Annotated in this window: 17 protein-coding genes and 1 pseudogene; 17 read left to right on the top strand and 1 reads right to left on the bottom strand. The window is 38.4% G+C overall.

Going from position 1 to position 19,773, the window contains the following annotated elements; all coding sequences use genetic code 11:
• Positions 1-154: 154 nt before the first annotated feature.
• The 9 genes and pseudogenes from ypfJ to DDE80_RS03000 all read left to right on the top strand — a co-directional run.
• Positions 155-730 (top strand): annotated as a pseudogene (ypfJ, locus tag DDE80_RS03035) (KPN_02809 family neutral zinc metallopeptidase); the annotation flags it as partial.
• A gap of 73 nt (positions 731-803) precedes the next feature.
• The gene (locus tag DDE80_RS03030) at positions 804-1,520 is read left to right on the top strand and encodes a YebC/PmpR family DNA-binding transcriptional regulator (RefSeq protein WP_108306212.1); all 717 of its coding nucleotides are present in this window, start codon (positions 804-806) and stop codon (positions 1,518-1,520) included.
• Positions 1,521-1,727: 207 nt separating this feature from the next.
• On the top strand, positions 1,728-3,467 hold the full coding sequence (locus DDE80_RS03025; RefSeq protein WP_108306211.1) for a methyl-accepting chemotaxis protein: 1,740 nt from the start codon (positions 1,728-1,730) through the stop codon (positions 3,465-3,467).
• A gap of 131 nt (positions 3,468-3,598) precedes the next feature.
• Entirely contained in the window at positions 3,599-5,296 is a 1,698-nt protein-coding gene (locus DDE80_RS03020; RefSeq protein ID WP_108306210.1) for a M3 family oligoendopeptidase, read from the top strand.
• A 19-nt stretch (positions 5,297-5,315) separates the two neighbouring features.
• Entirely contained in the window at positions 5,316-6,395 is a 1,080-nt protein-coding gene (locus DDE80_RS03015) for an AI-2E family transporter (RefSeq protein WP_108306209.1), read from the top strand.
• 80 nt (positions 6,396-6,475) lie between these two features.
• On the top strand, positions 6,476-6,922 hold the full coding sequence (locus tag DDE80_RS03010) for a hypothetical protein (protein ID WP_108306208.1): 447 nt from the start codon (positions 6,476-6,478) through the stop codon (positions 6,920-6,922).
• A gap of 12 nt (positions 6,923-6,934) precedes the next feature.
• On the top strand, positions 6,935-7,108 hold the full coding sequence (locus DDE80_RS15100) for a hypothetical protein (RefSeq protein WP_161952256.1): 174 nt from the start codon (positions 6,935-6,937) through the stop codon (positions 7,106-7,108).
• Positions 7,109-7,320: 212 nt separating this feature from the next.
• The gene (locus tag DDE80_RS03005) at positions 7,321-8,004 is read left to right on the top strand and encodes an ABC transporter ATP-binding protein (protein ID WP_108306207.1); all 684 of its coding nucleotides are present in this window, start codon (positions 7,321-7,323) and stop codon (positions 8,002-8,004) included.
• Positions 8,004-9,284 carry an ABC transporter permease gene (locus DDE80_RS03000; protein ID WP_108306206.1) on the top strand — a complete coding sequence of 427 codons (1,281 nt, stop codon included), beginning with the start codon at positions 8,004-8,006 and terminating at the stop codon, positions 9,282-9,284. Before DDE80_RS03005 ends, DDE80_RS03000 begins: the two co-directional genes overlap by 1 nt.
• Positions 9,285-9,301: 17 nt before the next feature.
• Here DDE80_RS03000 and DDE80_RS02995 read toward each other — a convergent pair whose 3' ends face one another.
• Positions 9,302-10,462: a class I SAM-dependent methyltransferase gene (locus tag DDE80_RS02995; protein ID WP_108306205.1), complete on the bottom strand. Its 1,161-nt coding sequence runs from the start codon at positions 10,460-10,462 to the stop codon at positions 9,302-9,304.
• Between the two features lie 78 nt (positions 10,463-10,540).
• Between DDE80_RS02995 and hflX the strand changes: the two genes are divergently transcribed.
• The 8 genes from hflX (at position 10,541) to DDE80_RS02955 (ending at position 19,758) form a co-directional block, all read left to right on the top strand.
• Complete coding sequence (hflX, locus tag DDE80_RS02990) at positions 10,541-11,815, top strand: GTPase HflX (protein WP_108306204.1); 1,275 nt, start codon at positions 10,541-10,543, stop codon at positions 11,813-11,815.
• Positions 11,816-12,022: 207 nt separating this feature from the next.
• Positions 12,023-13,510: a peptide MFS transporter gene (locus DDE80_RS02985; protein ID WP_108306203.1), complete on the top strand. Its 1,488-nt coding sequence runs from the start codon at positions 12,023-12,025 to the stop codon at positions 13,508-13,510.
• Between the two features lie 122 nt (positions 13,511-13,632).
• Positions 13,633-14,769 carry a M20 peptidase aminoacylase family protein gene (locus DDE80_RS02980; protein WP_108306202.1) on the top strand — a complete coding sequence of 379 codons (1,137 nt, stop codon included), beginning with the start codon at positions 13,633-13,635 and terminating at the stop codon, positions 14,767-14,769.
• Positions 14,770-14,771: 2 nt separating this feature from the next.
• Positions 14,772-15,587, top strand: a complete 816-nt coding sequence (locus DDE80_RS02975; protein WP_108306201.1) for a GNAT family N-acetyltransferase — start codon at positions 14,772-14,774, stop codon at positions 15,585-15,587.
• A gap of 13 nt (positions 15,588-15,600) precedes the next feature.
• Positions 15,601-16,707 (top strand): o-succinylbenzoate synthase, encoded by a 1,107-nt coding sequence (gene menC, locus DDE80_RS02970; protein WP_108306200.1) that lies wholly within the window; start codon positions 15,601-15,603, stop codon positions 16,705-16,707.
• Between the two features lie 381 nt (positions 16,708-17,088).
• Entirely contained in the window at positions 17,089-18,039 is a 951-nt protein-coding gene (locus DDE80_RS02965; RefSeq protein WP_108306199.1) for an ABC transporter permease, read from the top strand.
• Complete coding sequence (locus DDE80_RS02960; protein ID WP_108306198.1) at positions 18,032-19,000, top strand: iron chelate uptake ABC transporter family permease subunit; 969 nt, start codon at positions 18,032-18,034, stop codon at positions 18,998-19,000. Before DDE80_RS02965 ends, DDE80_RS02960 begins: the two co-directional genes overlap by 8 nt.
• Positions 18,997-19,758, top strand: coding sequence for an iron ABC transporter ATP-binding protein (locus tag DDE80_RS02955; RefSeq protein WP_108306197.1), 762 nt, complete (start codon positions 18,997-18,999; stop codon positions 19,756-19,758). Before DDE80_RS02960 ends, DDE80_RS02955 begins: the two co-directional genes overlap by 4 nt.
• Positions 19,759-19,773 lie beyond the last annotated feature (15 nt).

Below are 19,773 nucleotides of genomic sequence, written 5' to 3'. Positions count from 1 at the left end.
AAATGAAGGCATTCGCCTATTGGCATTAGCATAGAAACAAAAACTCTTGGAACAAGAGGGTTAGCTCGGTCAGTTTTCGTTGGCTAGTAAAAGCAACGATAAGTCGAGAAGCCCCCACTTCAATTAGACCGCAAGGTCAATAAGTGGTGGGTAGTTCACAGATAACGGACTCACTTATGAAGAGCCAACCTTAGTTATTTTTAGTGATAGTGTACAATCAGCATGTGGTGTAGCAGGGGCATCAGTCGGTCCATTTTATTGTCCAGGAGATCATAAATTGTATATTGACCTAAGTTTTTATAAAGAGTTGAAAGAGCGTTTTAAAGCACCTGGTGATTTCGCAATGGCTTATGTCGTAGCGCATGAAGTAGGGCACCACGTACAAACATTATTAGGGACATCACAAAAAGTCCATGCATTGCGCAGTAAAGTGGATGAAACATCTTATAACGCAGCTACAGTAAAATTAGAATTACAAGCAGATTATTATGCGGGTGTTTGGGCACACCACCAAAAAAATGCAGGCTACCTTGATGTAGGAGACCTAAACGAAGCATTAACGGCAGCGAATGCTATTGGTGATGATACATTGCAAATGCAGGCGCGCGGCTACGTTGTACCAGAAAGCTTTACACACGGTACTTCTGAGCAACGTAAGCGCTGGTTTAAAAATGGCTATAAAAACGGTACAATTCAAGGTGGCGATACGTTTAATGCTAAAGAGTTATAAGTTTTTCTTTTACAAAACGTTAGCACTAGTAGTAAAATAAACGACAGAAAATAAGAAAAGTGAGATGACAGACATGGGTCGTAAGTGGAATAATATTAAAGAGAAAAAAGCGGCGAAAGACCAAAGTACTAGCCGTGTAAATGCTAAGTTTGGTCGTGAGATTTACGTAGCAGCAAAATCAGGCGAACCAGATCCGGAAGCCAATCGAGCACTTAAAGTAGTGTTAGAGCGTGCTAAAACGTATTCTGTACCGAAACATATTATTGAGAAAGCTATCGAAAAAGCTAAAGGTGGCGGCGAAGAAAACTTCGATGAATTACGTTATGAGGGCTTTGGACCAGCTGGTACTATGATCATTGTGGATGCCTTAACAAACAATGTTAACCGTACTGCATCGGAAGTGCGTGCGGCTTTCGGTAAAAATAGTGGGAATATGGGTGTAAGTGGTTCAGTTGCTTATATGTTTGATGCAACAGCTGTATTTGGATTAGAAGGCAAATCTGCAGATGAAGTATTAGAAATTTTACTAGAAGCTGACGTAGATGCACGCGATGTCTTTGAAGAAGATGACCACGTCATTGTGTATGCAGAACCAGATCAATTTTTCGCAACACAAGAAGCGTTAAAGGCAGCAGGAATCGCTGATTTTACCGTAGCTGAATTAACAATGCTACCACAAACTGAAGTAGCTTTAGCAGGCGAAGATGCAGAGAAGTTCGAAAAGCTAATTGATGCATTAGAAGATCTTGAAGATGTGCAATCGGTATATCATAACGCAGATTTAGCATAATACAAAAAGCCAACATTTCACTTCAAAGAAATGTTGGCTTTTTCTATGCCGATTTTCTTTATAGTAAAAGATGAAATATGTTTTATCGCTAGAAAAAGTGAATGAACTAGCAAAAAAATCAATAAAAGTATTGCTTATTCATTGTGCTAATGGATAATAGAAGTATATTGCAAAAGTAGTATAAAACATCAGGGGGAGGCGAGGAATATGGGATACATTAATAGTATAAGGGGAAAACTTACGATTTTATGCCTAGCTTTACTCCTCATACCGAGTGCTATTATGGCTATCGTTAGTTATACGCAAGCTAAGAGCAGCTTAAATACATTAGGGGAAACAGTATTGAAAAATAGCGTTGAAACATCTATGCAACTACTATCTAGCGTCAAACGTGATTTTTACGCGGGTAACTTAACGTTAGAAGAAGCACAAGAGGAGGTCAAAACCTTATTGCTAGGTGCAAAACAAAATGATGGTAAGAGAGAAATCACACACCCAGCTGATTTAGGAGAGACAGGTTATTTATATATTGTTGATGCTAATGGTGTGTTACTTATGCACCCGACACGTGAAGGAGAAAGTTTATGGGAAGAGAAGGATACGGACGGTGAATATTTTATTCGAGAAGTTATTGAGCAAGGCGAACAAGGAGGGTTTACAAAATATCACTTTGCACTTCCTTTTTCAACAACGATTGCACAAAAAGTCGTCTACTCTAAGACGGATAGTGAGTGGGGTTGGACGATAGCAGCTGGTACATACATGCAGGATTTTAACGCGCCTGCAAAAAGTATTTTACAAAAAATTATACTGATGCTTGTCATTGCTATCATAGTAGGTATTATCGTTGTCTCCATCGTGGCACGACATATTTCGAGCCCGCTAGCACGTTTAACGGAACGTGTACGAGAAGTTGCGAGAGGCAATTTAACGATGCCACTAGAAGATTTACAAAGAGCAGATGAGGTTGGCTCATTAAATCGTAACTTTAATCAAATGGTAGCTCATTTGAAAGCGTTAATTACGGAGGTCGAAGGTGCAATTTCAGTAATTAAAGACACATCAACGAATTTATCAGCAGTATCTGAAGAAACAACAGCATACGGTGATGAAATCGTGAGAGCAATTACCGAAGTTTCAACGCGTGCTGAACAGCAAGCGGTGAGCGCCGAAAACACCCAAGAGACATCGCAACAATTTGCCAATGAATTGAAAATATTGCAAGATCGCAATACGGTTATGTATGCTTCTTCTAATGAGATGAAGCAGTCCAATGAAAAAGGTGTAACGAGTTTACAAGAGCTAAAAACAAAATCCGACGAGACGTTTACAATTATGGAGCGCATGCGTTTAGTATTTACTCATTTAACAGATAAAATGCAAGAAATTGAGACGATTGTCGGGACAATTAGCGATATTTCTGACCAAACGAACTTGCTAGCATTAAATGCTTCAATCGAAGCAGCGCGCGCGGGTGAACATGGCAAAGGTTTTGCGGTAGTAGCGGAAGAAGTACGTAAGTTAGCTGATCAAACGGTATCCGCTACAGATTCTGTGCGTACGACGCTACGCGGTATTACAGAAGAGACATCTTTAGTCACTAATGAAATGACAAAAACGTATCAAATTGTACAACAACAAAACCAATCTGTGGCATACACAGAGCTAGCTTTTGAAGAATTAGAGCAGGCGGTAACACATATTGTAGAATCTATTGATGCAGTCATTGCGAGTGTCGGTGCCATTGATCAATCTAAAACTATTATGACGAGTGCAATTGCTACAGTAGCTGATATGAGTGAGTTAAATGCAGCAGCCGCAGAAGAAGTGACAGCTTCTGTGGAAGAACAACAACATGCAATTGCTATTGTCACGACTTCGGCAAATGAATTAAGTGATGAAATTATTGCATTAAATGAAGCGATCGCTCGCTTCCGCATACGTTGATAGTAAAGCGCCCTATTTATGAGGGCGTTTTTTTACTGGCGTTAGTGTATGACCCGCTTTTTTATTGCAAGCGCAAGGCTTTCGTATGATAATAGAAAAGTACAAATATTCAAGAAAAGAGAGTGGCAACTATGAAAACCTTCGAACAATTTCCATATGAACGTCCAAATTTAACGCAAATAGCAAGCGAACACAAAGCATTGCTAACACAATTTAACGATGCCGAGACGAAAGAACAACAGAGTGAGGTCATCACAAAGTGGAATGAGATTGCTGCAACGTATCAAACAAATGCAACGCTTGTCTATATTCGTGCAAGTGTTGATACATTAGACGAATTTTACAAAGCAGAGCGTGATTTTTTAGACGAATTTGGCCCACGTTTTGAAGCATTACAAAGCGAGTATTATGCAGCACTTGTGGCTTCTAAATTCCGTAAAGAACTGGAGCAAGAGTGGGGTACGCAATTATTTGCTTTAGCGCAAAATGCAGTAGATGCTTTTTCGCCAGCTATTTTACCACTCTTACAACAAGAAAATAAATTAACGTCGGCTTATCAAGAATTAGTAGCATCTGCTCAAATACCATTTAACGGCGAAACATTAACGTTAGCGCAATTAGGTCCGTTTTTAGAATCTACAGATCGTAGTGTTCGTAAGCAAGCAACGGAGGCACGCTTTGGTTTTTATGCAGAGCATCAACAACAGTTTGATACCATTTATGATGATTTAGTAAAGTTACGTCATGAAATTGCTACAACATTAGGGTATAAAAACTTTGTAGAACTTGGCTATATTCGTATGGATCGTGTCGATTATGATGCGGCAATGGTTAAAAAATTCCGTGATCAAGTGCGTGATGAAATCGTGCCTGTAGCAACTGAGCTTTATAAGCGCCAAGCCCAACGCATTGGAGTAGATAGCCTAAAATTTTATGATGAAGGTTTAAATTTCTTAACAGGCAACGCAACACCTCAAGGAGACGCTGACTGGATTGTTAACAATGCACAAAAAATGTATAGTGAGCTTTCTAAAGAAACAGAGCAATTCTTTACGATGATGATTGAGCGCAATTTAATGGATTTAGTTGCGAAAAAAGGTAAAGAAGGCGGCGGTTATTGTACGTTTATAGAAGACTATGACGTGCCGTTTATTTTCTCTAATTTTAATGGGACTTCTGGTGATATTGATGTATTAACGCATGAAGCGGGTCATGCTTTCCAAGTATACTCAAGCCGTAATGTTGGCATACCTGAATACATTTGGCCAACCCATGAAGCATGTGAAATTCATTCGATGAGTATGGAGTTCTTTACGTGGCCATGGATGGAACTATTCTTTAAAGAACAAACAGAAAAATATAAATTTGGTCATTTAAGTAGTGCATTATTATTTTTACCGTACGGTGTAGCAGTGGATGAGTTCCAACATGCGATTTATGAAAATCCAACGATGACACCTGCACAGCGTAATGCAAAGTGGCGTGAAATCGAAAAAATATATTTACCACATCGTGATTATGATGGGATAGCTTATTTAGAGGAAGGTGCTTTTTGGCAGCGTCAGCAACATATTTATGCCAGCCCATTTTATTATATTGATTACACATTAGCGCAAATCTGTGCACTTCAATTTTGGAAAAAATCACGTGAAGATTTTGCACTTGCTTGGCAAGATTATGTTAAACTATGTAAATTAGGAGGCACGCAGTCCTTTACGCAACTTGTAGCGGCAGCGGATTTAAATTCACCATTTGAAGAAGGTACAGTAGCTGCTGTAATTGAGACAGTTAACGCTTATCTTAATCAAGTTGAGGATGATAAATTGTAAGAAGAAAGAAGGTGGATTGGTGACTAGAAAAGTATGGTTTCAAGTAGGTATTGGTATTTTACTTCTGCTATTAATTATTAAGTACTTTATCGAAGTAAATTGGATTTTCTCTCCACTTGTCACAATTCTTAAAACCATTTTTGTACCCTTATTATTAGGTGGCGTATTATATTATGTAACAGAACCGATGCAACGTTTTCTAGAGAAGCATAAGTTTACACGTGGCTGGAGTACAATTACGATTTTATTAACAATTTTAGCATTTGTTACGGCTTTCTTAATGATTGTTGGGACACCTATTGCAAATCAAGTAAATGAACTTGTAAAAAATGCACCTAAAATTGGTAGACAATTAGAAGACGGTGTAAATTATTATTTGCGTAATAAAGATAACTTACCACCGCAATTGTTAGAAGTCATTGATAATCTTACTAATTCTGTACAAGATATTGCTGTAGTAGCAAGCACATGGTTAGTGAGCTTTTTACAATCGGTCGTACAAGTTTCTTTATTAGCTATTCTTGTACCATTCTTTTTAATTTTTATGCTAAAAGATCACGAGAAATTTGCACCGAGTATTTACGGCTTATTCCAAGGGGAACGTCGCCAATGGGTAAAGAAAACATTAAGTGATACTGATAATGTATTACGAAGCTATATCCAAGGGCAACTATTAATTAGTTTTTTATTGGCGAGCATTATGTTTATCGGTTATTTAATCATAGGGCTAGATTATGCATTGCTACTCGTTATTTTTGCATTTTTTATGAACGTCATACCTTTTATCGGTCCTTGGATCGCTTTCACACCGGCTTTGATTGTTGCTTTAATTCAAGACCCGATGTTAGCCATTTGGGTATCGGTTGTAACGCTCGTAGCACAGCAAACAGACAGCAACTTTATTACGCCTAAAATTATGGGTAAGTCACTCGATATTCATCCGCTGACGGTAATTACCATTATTTTGGCATCAGGCAAAATTGCTGGGTTTGTAGGTATTGTTATCGCTGTACCATTTTATGCAGTGATGAAAGTACTTGTGAAAAATATTTATGATTCGCGTCAAGCAATTAAAAAAGCTGCAACTAAATCAATTTAATGAAAAGATGTTCGAAGTCATATTCGAGCATCTTTTTTTGGGCTATACTGTAGAGAGATTGTAGAAAAGGAGTTGGCAACGTGCTAACATTTGAACAAAAACAAGCGATTATTGAATCGTTTCCTGAATTAACTAAAAAAGAAATTTCATTAAAACGTGTAAATTATCATTTTGAGGAGAGTCTTTACGAAAAGAAAATTGTCGTAGAAAAATTACATCCGAATGGTAATGGCTTTGTCTTTGTAGGAGATATGCCAAAATATAGCGAACAAGCCGTTAAAAGTATGGTAAACATTCGTGACTATGATGAAGAGGCGCTGCGTGAAATTATTGCAGCAGCTATCGCTTATTTGTCAGAAGACACAAATGTCGAGGAAGACTGGGAAAATGTAAGTGGTGATAAAATCAAATTATTATTTGAACAACGCTCATGGGTTGTTTATTATAATGATAACTTTGAAGAAGCTTTCGGTACGTATGAAGAGGCAAAGGCTTATCTTTATGAGGAAGGCTTTAAAAAACAATAAGGAGGCAGCCTTATGAACGGTAAGAAAATGGCATCGATTATCATTACCCTCGCAATTTTAGTAGCGGTTGGTTGTGCATTAAGTATTTATTTATTCTTTAAATATTACGAGCCTAAGCCTGTACAAATTAACACAAGTGCTGATACAACGTATTACATCAGCTCAACACCCTCACATTTATTGTGAAGGTGTTTTTTTATGTAGGTCGATATAAGGAGTAACTGAACTCAAGGGTGTGACAGGATAAAAGTGATTGCTTCTCATCAACAATTTACTGCCAAAATTTAAAGGTCGAGCCTAGCGCTCGACCTTTTTTCTTCAGAGAATCTTAATAATTATCAACAGCTAACATTAAGATTTACCTCGTATAGTAAGTAATGAAAGCGAGGCGTACATACATGATAGAAGTACAAAATATTGCGCATACCTTTTTAATTGGTAAAAAGGGTGCAGAACAACCTATTCACGTATTAAAAGCAATTAGTTTTACGATTAAGCCAAAGGAAATCGTAGCTATAGTTGGTAAGAGTGGCTCTGGTAAGTCCACATTACTGCAAGTGATGGCAGGTTTTATGAAGGCTGATACAGGTAGCGTAAAAATTAATGGTAAGGAAACAACAGGCTTAAATGAGGCGGAGCACGCAGCTTTTCGCTTAACAAACTTTGGTTTTGTTTTTCAAAATTTTCAGCTCATGCCGGGTTTAACTGCGGCTGAAAATATTGAGTTACCCTTAAAACTACAAGGCATACCAGCAAGTGAACGCAAATCCCGTGTTGAAGCGCTTATGCAACGTATCGGATTAGCAGAAGTCGCCGCACATTATCCTAATGAGTTATCAGGGGGTCAGCAGCAACGTGTCAGTATCGGGCGCGCACTCATTACAAACCCGCCAATTATTTTAGCGGATGAGCCGACAGGTAGCCTAGACTCCGAAACCGAACAAGAAATTCTTCAGCTCATTGCAGATTTAAATAAAGCGTTTGGTATTACATTTGTAATTATTACGCATGATGACGAGGTTGCGAGCTTTGCGCATCGCAGATTAAAAATGCATGACGGACAATTAAAGGAGGAAGCCTAATGTTACTGAAAGACCAATTGGACTTTGTGAAACAGCATATTGTAAAAAATAAAATGCGTGTATTTATGACCATTCTTGCGGCAACGATTGGCTGTGCCTTTTTAATTGTGCTTGCCTCTGTTGGTTTTGGGCTTCAACAAACCGTTAAAAATGAAATTTTATCAGACGAAGCTGTGACCCGTATCCAGCTTTATGATGATAGTTTAACAAAAGAGCGAGCAGCATCACTTAAAGACGAAGATAATGTTAAAGCGGTTGTACAAAAAACACATTTGCCAATGGCTTTAAAATCTGAGCTTGATGACCGCGAGGCACATAGTGAAGGCAAGTTTTATGACATGACTGCTTTCCAAAAGGTAAATGGCAAGTTAGCACAAGGTAGTTATCCAAAGGCAGCAGATGAAATTGTCGTTGGCTACCATTATGCACAGCGCTTAATGAATGAGGCAGATCAAGAAGCCTATAACGAAAAAGTAGAAGCGGCGAATAAAAAGCAAGAAAATTATATGGGTGAAGACGAAGGGTTTAAAGGTAATATTGTTGGGCAAACCGTAACACTTACTGTCGAAAATGATGAAGAACAACAAGTGGTTAAACCATTTAAAGTAGTAGGTATACTACAAGCGCCAAGCTATGAGTGGATGATTGATAATCAAGTTATATTTAGCGATAAAGCTATTAACTTCTTTGCAGGCTTACAACCTGATCCTTTCCCAAGTGAGTATATTATTCACATGGACTCAATGGAAAACGTTAAGCCTTTACTAACAAAACTGAAAAAAGAAGGCTTAGGTGTATACTCTGTTATTGAGCAGATGGACCAAATTAATGTGTTCTTTGCCGTATTTAAGGCAGGGCTATTATTTGTCGGCACCATTGCCGTATTAATTGCTTCTATTGGTATTTTTAATACGATGACGATGGCAGTAACTGAGCGTACACGCGAAATTGGTGTATTAAAGGCTATTGGCGCAAGCCCTAAATTAATTCAACGTTTATTTTTAATGGAAAGTGCTTTTATTGGCATTGTTGGCACAGTAATTGCGGTAATTATTTCGTATGTGATTAGCGTTACGGTTAACTTTGCACTACCGATTGTCTTAGAGATGGCAACGGGTGAAGATATCGGCGAGCGTGAAATGATTTTTTCTGCTATTCCGTGGCAACTTGTCGTTATTGCCTCTGCTATTAGTATTGGTGTGGCAATGATTTCTGGTTGGCGTCCTGCACGCAAAGCTACAAAGATTGATGTCATTCAAGCATTGCGTCAAGAAGTATAAAAAAATCGAGCGGCCGCTTATGGTCGCTCGATTTTTAATTCCTTCGCTAGGAAGGGTTGTGCATGTAGTAGTTGAGTGAAACGCTCGTAACGCTCAAATTGCTCAGCACTTGGCTTTTTACCTGTATAGTAAGCACGGATTAAAATGTTCTTAGGTGTATGTGCCATGTCGATAAATTCTAGCAGCTGTGTTTCGTAGCCAACGAGCGATAAAATTTCGGCCCGAATACTGTCTGTCGCTAAGGCAGCAAAGCGTTCCTTAACAAGTCCATGTTGTAACATTATATCTAACGCAGGTGCTTGCAACTGACGATTAAGTTCGTGCTGACAGCAAGGTACACTTAAAATAACACTTGCACCCCAGCGTACAGCGCGCGCTAATGCCATATCCGTTGCTACATCACAGGCATGCAAGGTTACGACCATATCAACAGCGGTTTCGTCGTTATAATCATTAATATCACCAACTAAAAATTCAAGGTGCTCATAGTTTAAATCTCTCGCAATTTGCGCGCATTCTTCGATAACTTCCTTTTTTAAATCAAGCCCGGTAACATGAATGTCTAGGCCTTTTTCAATTTTTAAATAGTGGTAGAGTGCAAAAGTTAAATAGGATTTGCCAGAGCCGAAATCTAAAATACGGATCGTACGGTCTTTAGGTAAATAGCTAAGGCTGTCATCAATCATTTCAACGAAGCGATTAATTTGTTTAAACTTATCAAACTTTGCTTGCTTCACTTTACCATCAGCTGTTTGTACGCCAAGACGTACTAAAAAAGGATAGGCGGTGTTTTCCTCAAGTACATACTGCTTTTTGCGGTTATGTGTAAGGCTGGCATTCGTTACTTGTTCCGCATTTTGTTTCCAAAGTACTTTGTTTTTCTTTGAAAGCTGAATGTGCACACTTTCCTCTGTAAAGCGTAATTGTGCCTGACGGAAATCAGCAAAAATGGCTTCTAGTTTTGCGGGGAAGTCAGCTAATACAATATTATCATGCTTTAAAATACGTTCGTATTGGTATTCAACTTGAATATGATAACGCTCTTTTACCATCACCGGTTTTAACTTGATACGCTTTACTTCATTTGAGCGCATACGTGGCTGGCTAATCGTCGCGTGGATTAATTGTTCATTTAAGATGCGTTCGTTTAATGCCTCAAGCATTTGTGCAAACTCCATAACATGTTCGCCCCTTTCATAATGGGGTTAATTGTAACATATGTTAAGATGAAATTATATTAGAGGGGGGCTGTTAGAATGAAAGACATTGAGACTTTACAAGAGTATGCCATTATCGTAGGTGTACAATTACAAAAAGACCATCACTTTACATATGGCATGCAAGAACTTGAAAATTTAGCACATGCATTAAATGTAGAAGTTGTCGGTGAGGTGACGCAAAACTTAGATCGCATTAATCCTGGTTATTATGTAGGGACAGGTAAAATAGATGAAATTAAAGCTTTATATGAAGAAGCAGGGGCTAATATTGTTATTTTTAATGATGAGTTAACACCGTCTCAAATTCGTAATTTAGAAGAAGCGTTAGCTTGTAAAGTTATCGATCGTACGATGTTAATTTTAGATATTTTTGCGCGTCGTGCACAGACAAAAGAAGCTCAGCTTCAAGTACAACTTGCACAGCTCCAATATATGCTGCCACGGCTTGTTGGTTTGCGTGCATCCCTTAGTCGTCAAGGTGGCGGTACAGGCGGCGGCTTTAAAAACCGTGGTGCTGGGGAAACTAAGTTAGAGCTTGACCGTCGTAAAATTGAAGATCAAATTAGTAAAATAAAAAAAGAGCTAGCGCAAGTCGTAGCCCAGCGAGATACGCAGCGTAAACAACGTACGCGTAATGCTTTACCTGTAGTATCCCTAGTTGGTTATACGAATGCAGGAAAATCTACTGTGATGAATCAATTACTAGCGCTTACAGGTCAACAAACGCATAAACAAGTAATGGAAAAAGATATGCTTTTCGCTACGCTTGAAACTTCGGTTCGCCAAATTGAGCTGGAGGATAAAAAATCTTTTTTATTAACAGATACAGTAGGGTTTGTTAGTAAATTACCTCACCATTTAGTAAAAGCTTTCCGTTCGACATTAGAGGAAGCTCGTAATGCAGATTTGCTCTTACACGTAGTCGATGTTTCTCACGAAGAATACCGTTATATGATGGAAGTAACAGACGACACATTAAAAGCTGTTGGCGTAGAAGGCATTCCTACTGTACATGTTTATAATAAATGTGATTTAACCGATAAACCTTATCCTGTAGTGAGCGGCGATCATATTTGGTTAGCAGCTAAACAAGGCGAAGGTTTAACGGAGCTATTAACGATAATTCGTCAGCATGTTTTTGCGAACTATGTAAAATGTGAAGTAGTAATTCCGTACGATCGTGGTGATTTAGTAGCCTACTTAAACGAAAACGCTGCTGTTACAGCCACAGATTATGAAGAGGCGGGCACGAAGTTACGCGTTGAGCTTAACGAGCAGGATGCGAAACGCTTTAGCGAATATATGAGTTGAAATAGAAAAACGATAATTGCGCATGCGTAGTTATCGTTTTTTATATTTATGAATATAATATAATAAAGAATGAAAAGGAATAAATTTATTGATTTTATTGAATTTAAACGATATTCAGACTAATTTTAAATTATTGCAAAATATCATTTATTCCGATAAAATAAAACTTTATTACACATGTAAGATGGATTGGATGTAGGTATTTTTATGTTGAGCAAAGACGATATTGTCAAAAGTGTGCCGCAAAAAGGCTTTTTAGGCCATCCTAAAGGGTTATCGACACTATTTTTCACAGAGTTTTGGGAACGCTTTTCGTATTATGGAATGCGCGCAATTTTAATTTTCTTTATGTATTACGAATTAAATGAGGGGGGACTAGGTTTAGATAGAGGTACAGCGAACTCTATTATGGCGCTATATGGTTCCCTCGTATACATGTCAGGTATTATTGGAGGTTGGGTAGCTGACCGCTTATTAGGTACACGTAAGACAATTTTTTACGGTGGTATTTTAATTATGATTGGTCATATTCTACTAGCGTTGCCAGGTGGAGTAGAGATGCTATTTACATCAATGGCCTTTATTATTATCGGTACAGGTTTACTAAAGCCTAACGTATCAAGTATTGTTGGTGATATTTATGCAGATGGCGATTATCGTCGTGATGCAGGTTTCTCTATTTTTTACACAGGGATTAACGCGGGTTCGTTTTTAGCCCCATTAATCGTTGGTACAATTGGTCAAACATACAGTTTCCATTTAGGCTTCGGTATCGCAGCTGTCGGTATGTTCTTTGGTCTTGTAATTTTTAAATTAACGGAGAAAAAATACTTAGGCATAGCGGGTACACAAGTGAACAATCCGCTTCAGCCTGAAGAACGTAAAAAAACAGTAATGATGGCACTAGGTGGTACAGTAGTTATTGCCTTAGCTGCATATGCACTTCACACGCAAGGTTTACTAACTGTAAATACATTCGGTTTAGTTGTTACAACGCTCGGTATTTTAATACCTACGATGTTCTTTATTGTAATGTATCGCAGTGAGAAAACGACAAAGGATGAAAAATCACGCGTGCTTGCGTATATCCCGTTATTTATTTCGGCGGTAATTTTTTGGGCTATTCAAGAGCAAGGGGCAACGATACTAGCGACATATGCTAATGATCGAACGAACTTAAACTTCCTAGGCATTACGTTAAAGTCGTCTTGGTTCCAATCACTTAACCCATTATTTATTATTACGCTCGCACCAATGTTTGCGATGCTGTGGGTGAAATGGGGAGAAAAACAACCCTCAACACCTCGTAAGTTTGCGTACGCCTTATTTTTTGCGGGGCTGTCATTTATTATCATGATGATTCCTTCATCATTATCAGGTGGCACAACCTTAGTGAGTCCGATGTGGTTAGTAGTGAGTTTCCTACTCGTTGTTATTGGAGAGTTATTGCTATCACCAGTAGGCTTATCAGCAACGACACAATTAGCGCCTAAAGCCTTTGCTGCTCAGACAATGAGTCTTTGGTTTTTAACAAGCGCTGCTGCACAAGCGATTAACGCACAATTAGCGAAAGTATATGAAGTTGTATCTGAATTTTTATATTTCGGTATTATTGGCGGGATTGCCATCGCTTTCGGGATAATAATTTTAATCATTTCACCTATCGTTTCTAAAGCGATGCGTGGGGTAAAATAAAAAGATGCTTAGCTGGCTCCATGTCGGCTAAGCATTTTTTTTGGCTAAAAAGGGGAATATGACGTGTAACACTAACAAATTGTATATAATAGTCTTACAATTACTTAGAGGGGATTGATTGAATGATAGAACCGTTGACCGAATTGCGTCCAAAGATTATGAAAATATTTGAACACTTACATGCTAACCCTGAAGTTAGCTTTGAAGAATATAATACAACTGTTTATATTGAGCGTGTGTTGCAAGAAGCAGGTTACACGCCTCATCGCTTTAAAAACTGTACCGGCTTATACGTAGATGTAGGAAGCGGGGCGCCATTTATAGGTTTACGTGCGGATATGGATGCCCTTTGGCAAGAAGTAGATGGTGTTTTTAAAGCTAATCACTCCTGCGGCCACGATGGGCATATGACAATGGCTTTAGGCTCTTTGTTATTACTAAAGGAATTGCCGCAAAATTGGCAAGGCACGATTCGCGTTATTTTTCAGCCTGCGGAGGAAAAAGGCTTAGGGGCGCTTGCAGTATTAAAAGAAGGCGTCATTGACGATTTAACTTATTTATTTGGTGTACATGTGCGTCCTGTAGAAGAGTTAAGTGATGGTACTTATTGCGGGGCGTTATACCACGGCGCATCTGTTACGATAGAAGGTAATATTGTAGGGGAGGATGCTCATGCTGCGCGTCCACATCTTGGGCAAAATGCGATAGAAGTAGGCGCGGCCATTATAGAAGACTTACGCTCTACCTATACGAACCCTATGGTGCCTACGTCCGTAAAGATGACGAGATTTCAAGCTGGTGGCACAGCAGCTAATATTATACCTGGTCGTGCTGAATTTACACTAGACGTGCGTGCTCAAGAAAATAGTGTAATGAAGGAACTTAAAAGCAATATCCAGCGCGTGATGGATTCTGAAGAGTTACTCTACCACGTGAAAATTAATACACATATCGCCTCGGATATTGTAGCTGCAGAAGTTAACCCTATTGCTATGCATTTAATGGAACAAGCCATTATTGATAGTGTAGGGGAGGCTAATCTTCGCCCACCTGTGCACACACCAGGCGGAGAAGACTTTCACCATTATGCGGTGCAACGTCCTGCACTAAAAACAACGATGCTTGGCTTAGGTTGTGGGCTAGAGCCAGGCTTGCACCACCCCCACATGAAGTTTAACCAAGCAAGGTTAATTACAGGGATAGAAATTTTAACACGTGTCTTATTAAAGGCATTACAACAAGCAAATCAGGAGGGGTAAGTATGTTACAACAAGTTGAAGTAAAAGAGTTAACGACAGCAGAAGAGCTCGAACAATTACAAGCACTAGATAAAGAGATTTGGGAAGAAGCCGTTTTACCAACGCACCAAACATTAGGCGCCATTCGCAACGGCGGCATTTTACTAGGTGCCTATTATAAAGGCGAGTTAGTAGGCTTTAGTTATAGCTTTATAGGCTTCAACGAAGGACAAATGTATGTGACATCACATAAGCTAGGTGTAAAGCAAGTTTATCGAGAACATGGTATTGGTGAACTATTAAAACATACACAAAAGGAAATTGCGAAAGAGCGTGGCTATGATGAAATTCGTTGGGTGATTGATCCACTCGTTTCTACGAATGCACTGCTCGGCTTTAAAAAGTTAGGTGCCATTAGCCAAACGTATGTGAATGATTATTACGGTGAATTGCATGATTATTTTAACAGTGGCTTACCGTCAGACCGTATTATAGTAGAGTGGTGGGTACAGCGCGAACGTGCAACAGACGTGATAGAAGAATTAACTGAAAATGCTAAGCCTATTGTACCGTGGGAAGTAACGATAGCTGGTTTGCCAGCGATAACACGCTTTGATACAGAGCAACACTATACTGAAGATGCTTATACTGTAGCTATTCCTCACTATTTTCATAAATTAAAAATCGAAAGCCCACAATTAGCGGAAGATTGGCGCTATAAAATACGTGCGATTTTAACAACGTTATTTGCACAAGGTTATGCCATTGTAGATGTGCTACGTGGTGAGCAACATGTTAATCACTATGTAATTGCAAAGCGCTCGCTATTAGCTTTATAAGGAGTAAGTAATAATGAAATTGCAACAAGTTAAAATATATCATTTAAAAATGCCAATGAACTTTACGTTTACTACAAGTTTTGGCTCAATGGATGAAAAGGAACTATTAGTCATCGAAGCGACAGATGAGGACGGCACAGTTGGCTACGGCGAATGTGTCGCCTTTGTCGCGCCTTGGTATACAGAAGAAACTGTTAAAACTAGCCTCCATATGTTAGAAGACTTTTTAATCCCTATGCTTCTTGGCAAAGTATTGCATCATCCTGATGAGGTCAGTGAATTGTTTTCTAGCATTCGCATGAATAATATGGCGAAAGCTAGTATTGAAGGCGCAATATGGGATATTTATTGCCAACAAACAAAGCAGTCTTTAGCTCAAGCGCTCGGTGGTGAAAAAACGTGTATTGATGTAGGTATTGCCATCGGTTTACAACCAACAAAGGAAGCGTTATTGCAAGCGGTCAAACATGCGATTGATCAAGGGTACGGTCGCATTAAAGTTAAAATTAAACCGGGTGCTGATATCGAAGTAATCAAAACGATTCGTCAAGTATACAAAGACGTACCTTTAATGGCCGATGCGAATGCAGCCTACACACTAGATGATATTGAACATTTACAGCAGCTTGATGCTTATCAATTACTTATGATTGAGCAACCATTAGCTTATGACGATATTGTAGAGCATGCTACGTTGCAACGCGCTTTAAAAACACCGATTTGTTTAGATGAAAGTATACATTCTTTAGCGGATGTTAAACGTGCAGTCATGCTCGGAAGTTGCCAAATTATTAATGTGAAAATTGGGCGGGTAGGTGGATTAACAGAAGCGCGTAAAATTCATGACTACTGCTATGAAAAAAATATTCCTATTTGGTGCGGGGGCATGTTAGAAGCGGGTATTGGCCGGGCACATAATGTCGCGCTAACCTCATTACCGCAGTTCACACTACCAGGTGATAATTCAGGTTCAGCTCATTACTGGGCACAAGATATTATTACACCAGAAGTAGAGATGAAGGACGGAAAAATAACGGTGCCAACAACGCCAGGCATAGGTTATCACATTAATAAAGAAGCACTTGCTAAGTATACGATCAGTACGAAAACCTATAAATAAACGGAAATGATTTCATCTACAGTTACGGTTGAGGTATAGCCTTTTCCGTAGGGGCGAAGTCAACCGTCCTCATATACCACCACGCTAAAATAGGAGGTCTGTAAGACCGTTTGCACTATTGGGTAGGTATAAGTGTAAAGGTTGCTTGCGAAGTAAGTAACCCGCCTTTTGAAGTGAGGGTAGTTGACAAAATATCTTACTCAATGCAAAAGAATCATTATTTGTGCAGGGAAATCATTTTTTATTTCACAAAATATGATAATGATTCTCATTTGTTATTGACCTAAGTGAGAAACATGCTATAATTGAAATCGTAAGTAATGATAATCATTTTCACTTGAAGTGTCATTACATACTAAAATGAATCTACCGGGGATTATAATGAAAATAAGATATCTATTACCAATTACGATTGTATTAGCGATTATATCTTTATTTGTCGGTGCTTATGATATTGCACCTAAAGATTTATTAAACTTACAATCAGAAGAAGCACAGATTTTTTATATTAGCCGAATCCCACGCTTAATGGCCATTTTATTAGCGGGTGCAGGTATGAGTATTGCCGGACTCATTATGCAAAGTTTGAGTCGTAATAAGTTCGTATCACCGACAACGGCCGGTACACTTGATGCGACGAGACTAGGTATATTAATGGCAATGATGTTTTTTACCAACGCAACGTATTTCCAAAAAATATCGTTTGCTTTTATTTTTGCATTAGCAGGTACATTTTTATTTATGCAAATATTAAATCGCATTAAATTTAAAGACGCTGTTTTTATTCCGTTAATCGGTTTAATGTTTGGTAATATTTTGTCATCTATTACGACGTTCTTCGCTTATCGCGCGGATATTATTCAAAATATTTCTGCTTGGTTAATGGGAGATTTCTCGTTAATTATGCAAGGACGTTACGAATTGCTTTACATTAGTTTGCCTGTAATTATTTTGTCATACATTTATGCACAACGTTTTACAGTAGCAGGCATGGGTGAAGATTTTGCTAAGAACTTAGGGTTATCGTATAAGAGCATTGTCAATCTTGGGTTAACACTAGTAGCGTTAGTATCGACTACAGTAGTGCTAACTGTAGGTATGATACCTTTCTTAGGCTTAATTATTCCTAACATTGTTTCAATTTTTAAAGGGGATAACTTAAGTAAAACGATTCCGCATACTGCACTACTCGGTATGTCGTTCTTACTTGCATGTGATATTTTAGGGCGCGTCATTAAGTACCCTTACGAGATACCAATCAATTTAACGGTTGGGGTTATCGGAAGTGCTATCTTCCTAATTATGTTGTTTAGGGGGAGAGCTTATGCGTAATCGAGATAAAGCAAATCAACTACGAATGGTAGCATTAATTGCTTTAGCCATCATCTCTATCTTATTGTATATTTTTTATGGCTTGAATGGCAGCTATGATTATGCATTGCCACGACGCACAATAAAAGTAGTAGCTATGGCCTTTACGGGCGTAGCGATTGCGTATTCGACGGTTATTTTCCAAACGATTACACATAACCGTATTTTAACGCCGAGCGTTATGGGATTAGACTCCTTGTATATGCTTATCCAAACATGTATTTATTTCTTCTTTGGCGGCGTTTCGATGTTCGTCATGAATAAATACTTAAACTTTACAATAGCGGTAGTAGCAATGGTTGTCTTTGCCTTATTATTTTACCGATTATTATTTAAAGAAGGAAAACGTCCTATCTACTTCTTATTATTAGTAGGTATGATCACAGGTACGTTTTTAGGTAGCATTACAACATTTATGCAAGTCATCATTGATCCTAACGAATATTTAAGCTTACAAAATAAAATGTTTGCAAGCTTTAATAACGTAAATGGGGATCTTGTATGGTTTGCTGGTGCGATTATTGTAGTGACGCTAATTTATGGCTGGCGCTTAATGAACTCACTAGATGTCATGACGCTCGGGCGTGAAAATGCAATTAACCTCGGTGTTCAGTATGACAAGCTCGTTAAGACGATGCTTGTACTATCATCAGTATTAATTGCCGTTTCTACAGCCTTAGTTGGTCCAATTACATTTTTCGGTTTAATTGTAGCCAACTTATCGTATCAATTTTTTGAAACGTATAAGCATAAAACATTAATCGTAGGTGCTGGGCTAATGAGTATTGTAGCGCTTGTAGGCGGCCAGTTTATCGTAGAGCGTCTCTTCACATTTAATACAACACTTAGCGTTATTATTAACTTTATCGGTGGTATTTACTTTATTTACTTATTATTGAAAGAAAGTAGGTCAGCAAAATGATTCAAGTAAAAGAGCTTACGAAAAAATACGGTAGCAAATCTGTAGTAGAGAACGTTACAGTAGATATTCAACCGGGCATGATTACATCTTTTATTGGCCCAAACGGCGCTGGTAAATCTACATTACTATCAATGGTGAGTAGACTGCTTAACGCAGATACAGGTGAAGTATTACTAGATAAGGCGGATGTTCGTCGTTGGAAATCTGATGAATTTGCTAAACGTGTTTCGATTTTAAAACAATCTAACTATATGAATGTGCGTTTAACGATTCGTGAGTTAGTAGCATTCGGTCGTTTTCCTTATACGAAGGGACGTCTTAATGACGAAGATAATGTTAAAGTAGATGAAGCGCTCGCATATATGAACTTAGAAGATTTACAACATAACTTTTTAGATGAGTTATCAGGCGGTCAACGACAACGTGCATTTATTGCGATGGTTATTGCGCAAGATACAGAGTATATTTTACTCGACGAACCACTAAACAACTTAGATATGAAACACTCTGTACAAATTATGAAAATTTTACGTAAGCTCGTAGATGAGTTAGGTAAAACAGTCGTTATTGTTTTACATGACATTAACTTTGCCTCTGTCTATTCAGATCGCATCGTAGCACTAAAAGATGGGCGCGTTGTAAAAGATGGTCCTACACATGACATCATTAACTCAGAGGCACTAAAGGATATTTACGACATGGATATCCCTGTGCAAGAGCAAAATGGTTGTCGTATCTGTGTATACTTTAATTCTTAACTTAAAAGGAGATTA

This window comes from Metalysinibacillus jejuensis (assembly GCF_003057615.1).
Lineage (GTDB): Bacteria > Bacillota > Bacilli > Bacillales_A > Planococcaceae > Metalysinibacillus > Metalysinibacillus jejuensis.
This window is presented reverse-complemented; position numbering and strand designations above follow the sequence as displayed.

Coding starts and splice junctions, on each gene's coding strand:
- DDE80_RS03030 (WP_108306212.1), top strand. CDS start 804: ATGGGTCGTAAGTGGAATAATATTAAAGAGAAAAAAGCGGCGAAAGAC.
- DDE80_RS03025 (WP_108306211.1), top strand. CDS start 1,728: ATGGGATACATTAATAGTATAAGGGGAAAACTTACGATTTTATGCCTA.
- DDE80_RS03020 (WP_108306210.1), top strand. CDS start 3,599: ATGAAAACCTTCGAACAATTTCCATATGAACGTCCAAATTTAACGCAA.
- DDE80_RS15100 (WP_161952256.1), top strand. CDS start 6,935: ATGAACGGTAAGAAAATGGCATCGATTATCATTACCCTCGCAATTTTA.
- DDE80_RS03005 (WP_108306207.1), top strand. CDS start 7,321: ATGATAGAAGTACAAAATATTGCGCATACCTTTTTAATTGGTAAAAAG.
- DDE80_RS03000 (WP_108306206.1), top strand. CDS start 8,004: ATGTTACTGAAAGACCAATTGGACTTTGTGAAACAGCATATTGTAAAA.
- DDE80_RS02995 (WP_108306205.1), bottom strand. CDS start 10,462: ATGGAGTTTGCACAAATGCTTGAGGCATTAAACGAACGCATCTTAAAT.
- hflX (WP_108306204.1), top strand. CDS start 10,541: ATGAAAGACATTGAGACTTTACAAGAGTATGCCATTATCGTAGGTGTA.
- DDE80_RS02985 (WP_108306203.1), top strand. CDS start 12,023: ATGTTGAGCAAAGACGATATTGTCAAAAGTGTGCCGCAAAAAGGCTTT.
- DDE80_RS02980 (WP_108306202.1), top strand. CDS start 13,633: ATGATAGAACCGTTGACCGAATTGCGTCCAAAGATTATGAAAATATTT.
- DDE80_RS02975 (WP_108306201.1), top strand. CDS start 14,772: ATGTTACAACAAGTTGAAGTAAAAGAGTTAACGACAGCAGAAGAGCTC.
- menC (WP_108306200.1), top strand. CDS start 15,601: ATGAAATTGCAACAAGTTAAAATATATCATTTAAAAATGCCAATGAAC.
- DDE80_RS02965 (WP_108306199.1), top strand. CDS start 17,089: ATGAAAATAAGATATCTATTACCAATTACGATTGTATTAGCGATTATA.
- DDE80_RS02960 (WP_108306198.1), top strand. CDS start 18,032: ATGCGTAATCGAGATAAAGCAAATCAACTACGAATGGTAGCATTAATT.
- DDE80_RS02955 (WP_108306197.1), top strand. CDS start 18,997: ATGATTCAAGTAAAAGAGCTTACGAAAAAATACGGTAGCAAATCTGTA.